The following is an 11,154-nucleotide window of genomic DNA, read 5'->3' on the forward strand; positions in this document are numbered from 1 at the left end:
GGTCGGGGTGGGCGTGGCGGCGGGCGCCGAGGGTTCCTCGACGCTCACCCCGAAGTCGGTGGCGATGCCCGCGAGCCCATTGGCGTACCCCTGGCCGACGGCCCGCACCTTCCAGGCTCCCTGGCGGCGGTAGACCTCCATGACCACCAGGGCGGTCTCCGCGCCCAGTCCGGGCGGCGTGAACGTGGCCAGGACGGAGCCGTCATCCGTACTGCGCACCGTGGCCGTGGGCTCGGTGCCCGCGAACGTCGCCCCCGGCGCGTCCAGGCTGGCGGTCACCACGATCCTGTCGATGTCGGCCGGCACCGCCGCCGTGTCCACACTGACCGAATCCGGGGCGGAGCCGCCACCGGAGCGGTACGTCACGCCGGGGCCGGACGGCTGGTTGTAGAAGACGAAGTCGTCGTCCGAACGGACCTTGCCGTCGGCCGTGAGCAGCAGACCGGACACGTCGAGCCGTACGGGCGCGCTGACGTCCACCGTCACGCGCGGAACGGAGAGCGGAATGTTCGAGCCAGGGGTCATTGCGGTCATGACGGGATAACGAACGGCGCCGCTTTACGGTTCCTTGACCGTCCTCCCGTGGGCGTGCCGCAGTGGGTCAGCCCGGGTTCGCTCCGGCCGCCTGTGCGGCTCGTGGCCGAGCGCACGGGCGCCGGTAAGCCCTGCCGTGGAGAGCGTGCGCCCCGGAGGCATTCCGGGGGCGCGCCGGAGCCATAGGCGGGCTGGCGGCGGCCGCACGGCGGTACGGTCGTCCCGCGTTACCGGATGGCCACCGACGCGCCTGAGCGGCCCCCTGGGCCCTTCCCGGGGCCGGTGGGCCGCGCGGCGCCACGCGCCCTGAGCGGCACCCGGCCGCCCCGCCGGCCGATGCTGGCCGACAAGTGATCGCGAAAGGGTTGCCGATGACCAGTGAGACGCTCACACGGGACCGCGCCCCGTCAGCCGTCCAGGGAACCGTCGCGGTCGGCTACGAACCAGTACGCGAGACGTTCGCCGCGGTGCTCGCCGCGGACCCCGGCCACGCCGCACAGCTGGCCGCCCATGTCGGCGGAGAGCGGGTCGTAGACCTGTGGGGCGGCCCCGGGATGACGGCCGACTGTCTCCTCGGTGTGTTCTCCTCCACCAAGGGCGCCGCCTACCTGGTCACGGCGCTCCTCGCCCAGGACGGCACGCTCGCCCTCGACCGTACGGTGCGCCACTACTGGCCCGAGTTCGCCGCCGAGGGCAAGGGCGCGATCACCGTACGGGAGCTCCTCGCGCACCGCGCGGGGGTGATCGGCACCGACACCGGTTTCGCACCGCACGAACTGGCCGACGACCGTGTGATCGCCGAACGGCTGGCGCGGCAGCGCCCGTACTGGCGGCCGGGAGCCGCCCACGGCTATCACGCGCTCGTCATCGGCGCCCTCATCGGCGAACTGGTGTACCGCACCACAGGACTGACGCTGCAGCGTTTCTACGACGTTCACATCCGCCGGACCCGCGCCCTCGACTTCCACCTGGGCCTGCCCGCGGCCGAGGAGCACCGAGTCCTGGACATCCTGCCCGCCCTCTCCCCGGCGGATCGCGGCGGCGCGGCGGAGGGCGCGGCGGAGGAGACCGCGTACGCCCCCGACAGCCTGCGCGGCATCGCCTTCAACGAGCACCACCCGGACGCCCCCGCCTTGGAGGCCCTGCCGAACCTGCGCGCCGTACGCGCCGCCGGCCCCGCGTCCGTCGGAGGTGTCGCGAGCGCCCGCGGGCTCGCCCGCGCATACGCGGCGGCCATCAGTACGGTCGACGGACGACCGCCGCTCCTGACGCCGGCCATGGCGGCCGAGGCGGCCCAGATCCACTCCTGCGGCCACGACCTCGTCCTGGGCGAGCACCGCACCTTCGGCCTCGGCTTCCAGACCTATGAGACCAGGCTCCCGTTCCTCGGCGCGGGCGCCTTCGGCCACGACGGCGCCGGCGGCTCCGTCGCGTTCGCCGATCCACGGGCCGCGCTGGCCTTCGGCTACACCCGGCGGCGCTTCCCCTGCCCGCGGGGCGTCGGCGACGACGCCGTACGCCTCGCGCGAGCGGTCCGCGCCTGCGCGACCGGCGGCGCGGCGGACCGGCCGCGGGACTGACCACAGCACTGCCGGACCGGGCCGCAGAACTGAAGGCCCGGCCGTGGGCGGCTGGCGGAGCGGGCCGCAGGACTGCCAGACCGGGCCGCGGGACTGCCGGAGCCTGCGGGTCACCAGGGCGAGGCCGGCCACCGCGTAACCGCGCTCCGCGCGACCCTTGACCCCCTCATCCGACCGGAAATAGAAAGAAGACCCCGCAAGACTTCATCATCAGGGAAGCCGTTCAGCGCATCGAACAGCGTTCGATAGGTGGCAGCAGGAGGGACTTGCGGTGACATCGGCGGCGGCAGCACCGGTCTGGAGCGTGGACCCACGAACAGGGAGGCGCCGCCAGCGCGTTGGAACGGAAGCCGGTCCCGAGGACGTCGACCGGGCCGTCCGGGCGGCCCACGCCGCACGCGACGCGCTCGCCGACCGGAGCGTCCGCGCCGCCTTCCTCCGTACTGCCGCGGACCTGCTGGAACGGGAGGCCGAACCCGTCATCGCCACAGCCGACGCCGAAACCGCGCTGGGGACGACGCGCCTCACGGGCGAACTGGCCCGCACCGCCTACCAACTCCGCTGCTTCGCCGAGGACATCGAGGAAGGATCGTTCCTCGATGTCCGCATCGACCACGCCGACCCCCAGGCCGTTCCGGTGCCCCGACCCGATCTGCGCCGCTACAAGATCCCCCTGGGCGTGGTCGCCGTCTACGCGGCCAGCAACTTCCCCCTCGCCTTCTCCGTCCCCGGAGGGGACACCGCGAGCGCCCTCGCCGCGGGCTGCCCCGTGGTCGTCAAGGCACACCCCGACCACCCGGCGACATCCGAACGGTGCGCGGCCGTCCTGCGCCGGGCCGCGGCCCGCCACGGGCTCCCGGAGGACGTCGTGGGGCTGGTGCACGGCTTCGACGCCGGCCTGGACCTGGTGCGGCACCCCCTCGTCGCGGCAGCCGGCTTCACCGGCTCCGTACGCGGCGGGCGGGCCCTCTTCGACGCCGCGGCCGCCCGCCCCACGCCCATCCCCTTCCATGGCGAACTCGGCAGCCTCAACCCCGTTCTGATCACCCGGTCCGCCGCCCGCGAACGCGCCGAACCCATCGCCGAGGGCCTCGCCGCCTCCGTGACCCTCGGCACCGGACAGTTCTGCGTGAAGCCGGGGCTGGTCCTGGCCCCTGCCGACGAGAGCGGCGACCGCCTGCTGAAGGCCCTCACCACAGCCCTCGGGACCGCCGATGCGGGAGTACTGCTCGACGCGCGGATGCGCGACGCCTTCCTCGACGGCGCACGGGCCCGCGCCACCCTGCCCGACGTCGAGAGCCCCGTCGCCCCCGGGGAGAGCGGCCCGAACGCCGTCACCGCCGGATTCCTCACCGTTCCCGCCGCTCACCTCACCACCGGCGGCCCCCACGCCGTACTGCTGGAGGAATGCTTCGGACCCGTCACCGTCGTCGCCCGGTACGCGGACGAGACGGAGGCCTCCGCCGTCCTTCAACGGCTGCCGGGCAGCCTGACGGCCACCGTCCACCTCGGTGACGCCGAGGCCACCCAGGAGAACGGCCCCGCCGCCCGCCTGCTCGCCGCACTCACCCCGCTCGCCGGGCGCGTCCTCGTCAACGGCTGGCCGACAGGAGTGGCCGTCGCCCCCGCCCAGCACCACGGCGGCCCCTACCCGGCCACCACCTCGACCTCCACCTCCGTGGGCGCCACCGCGATCGAACGCTGGCTGCGACCCGTGGTCTACCAGGGCACGCCCTCCCCGCTGCTCCCCGCGGAGCTGCGGGACGGCAACCCGCTGGGGCTGCCGCGGCGCGTGAACGGACGCCTGGAGGCCTGAGGCGCCGGGTGGCCCCGCCGCGACCCGCGGGCCGCCCACGGGCCCGTGAGGGGCGCCGTACGGCCCCGCACGGCCCCGCACAGCCTCTGGGCGGCCCTGCCCCGGCCGGGGAGGAGCGCGGAAGCCGTCAGAGGCCCGTCCGGGAGCAGCCCTGGGGCGCCGGGATTCCCGCCTCGCCGGGAACGGCGTGGACAATAGGGACATGTCGCATGTTCCCTTTGGGATCGATCAGGCATACGACCACGTGAAAGCACGCCTGATGGACGGGCGGCTCGACGTCGGCTCGGTGATCTCCGAAGAGACCGTCGCCGCCGAGCTGGATTTGCCGCGCCTTTCGGTCCACGAGGCATTCCTGCGCCTCCAGGCCGAGGGCTATCTGCGGCTGTACCCCAAGCGCGGCGCGCTCGTCCTGCCGGTCACCCTCGACGAGGCCCGGGCGGTGATGGAGGCCCGACTGCTGCTCGAAGTCTTCGCCCTCGACTCCGTGGCGGCCCGCGGCCGCACCGCCCTGCGAACGCTCGGCGAAGAGCTGATCGCCGACATCCGCGACGTGGAAACCCCCCAGGACGCCCTCGAGGACGCCCGGGCCTTCCACACCCGGCTCGTGCGCTCCGCCGGCAACCACGTCGTATCGGCCATGTTCACCACCCTCTGGGAATGGCAGGTACGCATCGCCGCGGCCTCCACCACCGGGCCCGGCTACGCGGCGCGCGACACCGCCGAGCACACGGAGATCGCCCAGGCCCTGATCCGCGGCCGCGGCGGACAGGCCCGCCAGCTGCTGCACGCACACATGTCCGAGGTCCTGCGTCGGCTCGGCGTCGGCGACGACTTCGCCCTGCCCCGCCCGGCCGACCTCTGACCGCGCGCTCGGGCCGGGCCGCGCCGGGCCCCCGACAAGTCCTGCGCCGGGGCTGGAACGCCCAGCCGAAACGCCATGGACGACAGGATCGGCGTCACCCATAGTTGACGGTTATGGAGACCAGTCCGGGCGGCGCCGCGTTCGCACCACGGCCGAACACCTACCTCAACACCGCCTCCGCCGGCCTGCTGCCGGTCCACGCGGCGTCCGCCCTCAAGGCCGCCGTCGACGCGACGGCCACCGGCGAACCCTCACAGGCCGACGTGTTCGAGGCCAGGGCCGCCGCCCGCGCCGGCTTCGCCCGCCTCGCCGGAGTGCCGATCGAACGGGTGGCGCTCGGCAGTTCTGTCGCCGTCCACATCGGAATGATCGCCACCGCCCTGCCCTCCGGAGCCGAGGTCCTGGTGGCCGACGGCGACTTCAGCTCCCTGATCAACCCCTTCGCCGTACGGCCCGACCTCCGACTGCGCAGCGTGCCGCTCGACGACCTCGCATCGGCCGTACGGAGCACCACCGCGCTGGTCGCGGTCAGCCGCGTCCAATCCGCGGACGGCCGCCTCGCGGACCTGACCGCCATCCGTGCGGCCGCACGCGCCCACGGCGCTCAAACCCTCGTCGACGCGACCCAGTCCGCCGGATGGCTCCCCTTGGACGCGGCCGACGACGACTACACCGTCTGCGGCGGCTTCAAATGGCTCCTCTGCCCGCGCGGTGTGTCCTTCCTCGTCATCCCCCCGCTCGACCGGGCGTTCGCCGACCTGACGCCCCTCCACGCCGGCTGGTGCGCCGGTGACGACCTGGCCGACAGCGTGTACGGCGTGGTCGCCCTCGCCTCCTCTGGCCGCCGCTACGACGAGAGCCCCAACCTCTCCTACCTCGCGGCCCACCACTGCCTGGAGCTCATCGAGAGCATCGGCGTCCCGGTGATCCGCGAGCACAACCTGTCACTCGCCGACCGCTTTCGCACCGAACTGACGGCCATGGGCCACAAGCCGCTGCCCGGGCCGTCCGCGATCGTCGCAGTGCCCGGCCTGGGCAGCGCCCAGGAAACACTGCGGGCGGCCGGTGTCGTGGTCTCCGCCCGAGCCGGCAACCTACGGGCGTCCTTCCACCTCTACAACACCTCCGACGATGTCGACCGCGCTCTGGAGGCCCTCGCACAGTACGGAGGCTGACAGCCCCCGCTGCGGCGCCCCGCCCCCACCTGGCTCTGAACGGCCCCGTGGGCGCCCTGGGACGGGCTCACAACCAGGGGCCCGTCCCAGGGCGCCCACGGGCCGGCGCGGCCGCCCGTACGGCGCCCCGTCACCTCACCGGGGTGAAGTCCCGCGCACCGATGAACTCCGGCCGCCGTACCGGCGCCGCGAACGGCTCCACGGCCTTGTTCTCCACACTGTTGAAGACGATGAAGACGTTGCTGCGCGGGAACGGGGTGATGTTGTCGCCCGAGCCGTGCATGCAGTTGCAGTCGAACCACGTCGCGGAGCCGGCCGGACCGGTGAACAGTTTGATGCCGTGGCGGCCGGCGAGCTCCGACAGCGCCTCGTTGGACGGCGTACCCGCGTCCTGCATCTGCAAGGACTTCTTGTAGTTGTCCTTGGGCGTGGCACCCGCACAGCCGAGGAACGTCCGATGCGACCCCGGCATGATCATCAAGCCGCCGTTGGTGTCGTAGTTCTCCGTCAGCGCGATCGAGACCGAGACCGTACGCATGGCCGGCAGACCGTCCTCGGCATGCCAGGTCTCGAAGTCCGAGTGCCAGTAGAAGCCCGAGGCACCGAACCCCGGCTTGACGTTGATCCGGCTCTGGTGCACATACACGTCCGAACCGAGGATCTGCCGTGCGCGGCCCACCACTCGCGGGTCACGGACGAGCTCGGCGAACACCTCACTGATCCGGTGCACCTCGAACACCGACCGCACGTCCTTGGAGGCCGGCTCCACGATCGACCGCTCATCGGCCCGCACCGCCGGGTCGTTGATCAGCCGGTCCAGCTCGGCGCGGTAGACCGCGACCTCGTCCGGCGTGATGAGCTGGTCGACGGTCAGGAAGCCGTCCCGATCGAAGTCGCGCAGGTGATCCGCGGAGATCGGCCCGGGAGCGCCGGGCTCGGACCAGACCACCGGGTCCATACGAGGCGTGATCACTTCGTTGGCGAGACGGGTCGGGTACAGATCGGTCATGGTCGTCATCGCTCACACCTCCTCGGTGAGCAGCGGGTAGACACCGTTCTCGTCGTGGTCCTCCCGTCCGGTCACCGGCGGGTTGAAGACGCACACGCAGCGGAAGTCGGTCTTCGGGCGAAGGGTGTGGCGCTCGTGGCCGTCGAGGAGGTACATCGTCCCGGGCGATATCCAGTGCTTCTCACCCGTCTCGTCATTGGTGAGCTCGGCCTCGCCCTCGACACACAGCACCGCCTCGATGTGATTCGCGTACCACATCGACGTCTCCGTCCCCGCGTACAGGGTGGTCTCGTGCAGGGAGAAGCCCACCCCCTCCTTGGCGAGCACGATGCGCTTGCTGCGCCAGGTGCCGCTCTTGGCGGTCACGTCGCGGTCGGTGCCCTCGATGTCCTGGAATGATCGAACAATCACGGTGAGTCGAGCCTTTCTCTGTTCTCTGTTCGTATGTCGCCATCGGTCGTGCGCCGACGCTCAGGAGCGGCCGGCTCGCTCCGTACGGACGAGCGGCGGGTCGGCACGCAGTACGGAGCCGGCCGGCGACCGTACGGTGCTTGTCGGGGCGGCGTTCGTCAGAACGGCGCTCGGCAGGACGGTCCTCGGCGGGGCGGTGCTCGGCAGGACGGTCCTCGGCGGGGCGGTGCTCGGCAGGACGGTCCTCGGCGGGGCGGTGCTCGTCAGGCGGTCTCGCGCACGGCGCGGGCCAAGGTGCGCAAGCCCTCGTCCAGCTCGTCGGCGGAGATGGTCAGCGGCGGCAGCAGCTTGACGACCTCGCTCTGCGGGCCCGAGGTCTCGACCAGCAGACCGAGCTCGAACGCCCGGGAGGACACGGCGCTCGCCCGGGTCACGTCGTCGAACTCCAGGCCCCACACCAGCCCACGACCGCGGTAGCGGGCCCCGAGCGACTCGTGCTCCGCGCAGATCGCGCGGAGGGTCTGCTCCACCTGCTCGCCCCGGAGCAGCGTCTGCTTCTCCATCTGGCCGTCGGCCCAGTAGGCCTCCAGCGCGGCCGCGGAGGTGACGAAGGCGGGATTGTTGCCCCGGAAGGTCCCGTTGTGCTCGCCGGGCTCCCACACGTCGAGCTCGGGCTTGAAGAGGGTGAGGGACATGGGCAGGCCGTAGCCGCTGATGGACTTCGACAGCGTCACGATGTCGGGGGTGATGCCCGCCTCCTCGAAGGAGAAGAAGGCGCCCGTACGGCCGCAGCCCATCTGGATGTCGTCCACGATCAGCAGCATGTCGCGTCGCTCGCACAGATCGGCGAGACCCCGCAGCCACTCGGGCCGGGCCACATTGATGCCACCCTCGCCCTGCACCGTCTCGACGATGACAGCGGCCGGCCGGTTGAGCCCCGACCCCTGGTCCTCCAACAGCCGCTCGAACCACAGGAAGTCCGGCACCTGGCCGTCCAGGTAGTGGTCGAACGGCATCGGCGTGCCGTGCACCAGCGGGATGCCCGCGCCGGCCCGCTTGAAGGCGTTGCCGGTGACCGCGAGGGACCCGAGCGACATGCCGTGGAAGGCGTTGGTGAAGCTCACGATCGACTCGCGGCCCTTGACCTTGCGGGCCAGCTTCAGCGCCGCCTCGACGGCGTTGGTGCCCGTCGGCCCCGGGAACATCACCTTGTACGGCAGATCACGCGGCCGCAGAACGGTGTTCTGGAAGGACTCCAGGAAGGCGCGCTTGGCGGTGGTGCCCATGTCGAGGCCGTGGGTGACGCCGTCGCGTTCCAGATAGTCGATGAGCGCGCGTTTGAGCACCGGGTTGTTGTGGCCGTAGTTGAGCGCTCCCGCGCCGGCGAAGAAGTCGAGGTAGACATGACCGTCCTCGTCGAACATGTGGGCGCCCTTGGCGCGGTCGAAGACGGCGGGCCAGCTGCGGCAGTAACTGCGGACCTCGGACTCGAGAGTCTCGAAGACGCTCAGGGCGGGCGGGGTGATGGTCATGGCGTGCTCCTGGGGGTGGTCATCGAACGACAGGACTGAGGCGGAGGAGAGGAAGGAACGGGCACGCCGCTAGAAGACAGCCGTACTGGCCACGGGGCCGATCCGGTACAGCACCTCGGGCTCGTGGCCGCCGTCGGGGAACAGCCCGCCGTCGAACAGCACCTCACGCTCCAGCGAGGCGCCGTGGCGCTCGGCGTACGAGGTGAACAGGCGCTTCGACGCGACGTTGCCCGGCGTGATCGTCGTCTCGACACGGCTGACGCCCAGCGTGTCCACGACGCGCGCGGTCAGGCCGTCCAGGAGGGCGCCCGCCAGCCCGCGCCCGCGCTGCGCGTGATCGACGGCCACCTGCCAGACCACGAGCGTCTCGGGGCGATCGGGGCGTATGTAGCCGGTGACGAAGCCCACCGGTTCACCGTCCGCGCCGCGCGCCACCACGGACGTGGCGGCGAAATCGCGGCACCAGAGCAGATAGCTGTACGAGGAGTTGAGGTCGAGCACCCGCGAATCGCGGGCGATGCGCCAGATCGCGGCGCCGTCCTCGACGTGCGGCGTATCGAGCTCCAGGCCTTCCGGCATTTCACGGAAGGACCCTTCCGTGCGGCCTGGCCGGCCGAGGTGGGAGTGGGCGCGTACAAGGTGTGCTTGTGCGGCGGTCATGCGAAATGAATTTACCCATGCCGAATGCAAAATGCATCGTCGACAGGGCTTCCCGGGAGTCGGGAGCCTGTGTTATCGCGCGGATACGTGCCCGCGCGAGGGGTCCGAGATTTGCGTCTATTGTCCTGAAAATTAAGGGCGAATCGGACCGGATTGTGGAGTCCATCACAGCGCCGCCAGACCCTGGTGCGGCGCGAGGATCGGGGTTCGCACTCTTAATGAAACTCATGCGTTTGGAGGCGACGAAAGCGGGAAGGAGCGATCCTGGAGTCAGGGTTCCGGGAAATTGGATAAAGGGCATTCGTGTATCCCAAAGAAGGTGTCCGAGGGGATGGTGGAATTGTCTTCGCTGCATAGAAGGATTGCCATTCGATGCCGTCGGTGACCCCGGCTCCCGGTCCCCGTACCGCCGTCGGCGGCCGACTCGTACAGTGCGTGCCATGAGCGATAGCGCGGTGCTGCACATCAAGGGGCGGGTGCTCGTCGGGCCCGAGGACGTCCGTGACGAGTTGTGGATCGTGGAGGGCCGGATCTCCTACACGCGCCCACCGGGCGCACGGGAGATCCAGACGCTGTCGGGCTGGGTGCTGCCCGGGCTGGTCGACGCACACTGCCACGTAGGTCTCGACGCCCATGGCCCGGTCGAGTCGGCTGTCAGCGAACAGCAGGCGTTGACCGAACGGGACGCGGGAGCCCTCCTCCTGCGTGACGCGGGCTCCCCGTCGGACACCCGCTGGATCGACGACCGGGAGGACCTGCCGCGCATCATCCGCGCCGGCCGCCACATCGCCCGCACCAAGCGCTACATCCGCAACTATGCCCACGAGGTCGAGCCGGAAGACCTCGTGGCCTACGTCGCCCAGGAAGCCAAGCGCGGCGACGGGTGGGTGAAACTCGTCGGGGACTGGATCGACCGCGAGACCGGCGATCTGGGCGCCTGCTGGCCCCGGGGAGCGGTCGAGGAGGCCATCGCCGAAGCACACCGGCTCGGGGCGCGCGTCACCGCCCACTGCTTCGCGGAGGAGTCGCTCGCCCCCTTGGTCGAGGCGGGCATCGACTGCGTCGAACACGCCACAGGACTGACGGAGGACACCATCCCGCTGTTCGCCGAGCGCGGCGTGGCCATCGTCCCGACGCTCGTCAACATCGCGACCTTCCCCAAACTGGCGGCCGGAGGCGAGGCGAAGTTCCCGCGCTGGGCCGACCACATGCGCCGACTGCACGAGCGCCGCTACGACACGGTGCGCTCGGCGTACGACGCCGGGGTGCCGGTGTACGTGGGCACCGACGCCGGTGGGTCACTCGCGCACGGCCTGGTCGCCGCCGAGGTCGCCGAACTGGTCAAGGCGGGGATTCCGCCCGCGGCGGCCCTTTCGGCCACCACATGGGGCGCCCGGCGCTGGCTGGGGCGCCCGGGCCTCGACGAGGGGGCATCGGCGGACCTGGTCGTCTACAACGCCGACCCGCGCGCGGACGTGCGGGTGCTGGCCGCCCCGAAGCGCGTCGTGCTCCGGGGACGGGTCATCGGCTGAGGCGCGCACCACAGGAACGGCACTGCCGCCCTGCCGAACCGGC

The 11,154-nt window shown here is 71.5% G+C and carries 10 protein-coding genes; 5 read left to right on the top strand and 5 right to left on the bottom strand.

What is annotated here, in order from left to right; genetic code table 11:
- Positions 1 to 534 (bottom strand): TerD family protein (locus ACSNOD_RS02820; protein WP_436765092.1); only part of this gene is annotated, 534 nt, incomplete at its 3' end.
- Positions 535 to 905: 371 nt separating this feature from the next.
- Here ACSNOD_RS02820 and ACSNOD_RS02825 point away from each other — a divergent pair.
- The 4 genes from ACSNOD_RS02825 (at position 906) to ACSNOD_RS02840 (ending at position 5,967) form a co-directional block, all read left to right on the top strand.
- The gene (locus ACSNOD_RS02825) at positions 906 to 2,114 is read left to right on the top strand and encodes a serine hydrolase domain-containing protein (protein ID WP_436765093.1); all 1,209 of its coding nucleotides are present in this window, start codon (positions 906 to 908) and stop codon (positions 2,112 to 2,114) included.
- Positions 2,115 to 2,385: 271 nt separating this feature from the next.
- Positions 2,386 to 3,930 carry an aldehyde dehydrogenase (NADP(+)) gene (locus ACSNOD_RS02830; protein ID WP_436765094.1) on the top strand — a complete coding sequence of 515 codons (1,545 nt, stop codon included), beginning with the start codon at positions 2,386 to 2,388 and terminating at the stop codon, positions 3,928 to 3,930.
- A gap of 202 nt (positions 3,931 to 4,132) precedes the next feature.
- Positions 4,133 to 4,792, top strand: coding sequence for a GntR family transcriptional regulator (locus ACSNOD_RS02835; protein WP_436765095.1), 660 nt, complete (start codon positions 4,133 to 4,135; stop codon positions 4,790 to 4,792).
- Between the two features lie 113 nt (positions 4,793 to 4,905).
- Positions 4,906 to 5,967: an aminotransferase class V-fold PLP-dependent enzyme gene (locus ACSNOD_RS02840; RefSeq protein ID WP_436765096.1), complete on the top strand. Its 1,062-nt coding sequence runs from the start codon at positions 4,906 to 4,908 to the stop codon at positions 5,965 to 5,967.
- A 130-nt stretch (positions 5,968 to 6,097) separates the two neighbouring features.
- Here the strand turns inward: ACSNOD_RS02840 and thpD are convergent, their stop codons facing one another.
- The 4 genes from thpD to ectA all read right to left on the bottom strand — a co-directional run bounded on the left by thpD (position 6,098) and on the right by ectA (position 9,579).
- Positions 6,098 to 6,985 (bottom strand): ectoine hydroxylase, encoded by an 888-nt coding sequence (thpD, locus tag ACSNOD_RS02845; protein ID WP_436765097.1) that lies wholly within the window; start codon positions 6,983 to 6,985, stop codon positions 6,098 to 6,100.
- A gap of 3 nt (positions 6,986 to 6,988) precedes the next feature.
- Complete coding sequence (locus ACSNOD_RS02850) at positions 6,989 to 7,387, bottom strand: ectoine synthase (RefSeq protein ID WP_436765098.1); 399 nt, start codon at positions 7,385 to 7,387, stop codon at positions 6,989 to 6,991.
- Positions 7,388 to 7,650: 263 nt separating this feature from the next.
- Positions 7,651 to 8,919 carry a diaminobutyrate--2-oxoglutarate transaminase gene (ectB, locus tag ACSNOD_RS02855; RefSeq protein ID WP_436765099.1) on the bottom strand — a complete coding sequence of 423 codons (1,269 nt, stop codon included), beginning with the start codon at positions 8,917 to 8,919 and terminating at the stop codon, positions 7,651 to 7,653.
- Positions 8,920 to 8,988: 69 nt separating this feature from the next.
- Complete coding sequence (gene ectA, locus ACSNOD_RS02860) at positions 8,989 to 9,579, bottom strand: diaminobutyrate acetyltransferase (protein WP_436765100.1); 591 nt, start codon at positions 9,577 to 9,579, stop codon at positions 8,989 to 8,991.
- A 440-nt stretch (positions 9,580 to 10,019) separates the two neighbouring features.
- Between ectA and ACSNOD_RS02865 the strand changes: the two genes are divergently transcribed.
- Positions 10,020 to 11,111 carry an amidohydrolase family protein gene (locus ACSNOD_RS02865; RefSeq protein WP_436765101.1) on the top strand — a complete coding sequence of 364 codons (1,092 nt, stop codon included), beginning with the start codon at positions 10,020 to 10,022 and terminating at the stop codon, positions 11,109 to 11,111.
- The last annotated feature ends 43 nt before the right edge of the window (positions 11,112 to 11,154 follow it).

This window comes from Streptomyces sp. URMC 123, from assembly GCF_051386515.1.
Lineage (GTDB): Bacteria > Actinomycetota > Actinomycetes > Streptomycetales > Streptomycetaceae > Streptomyces.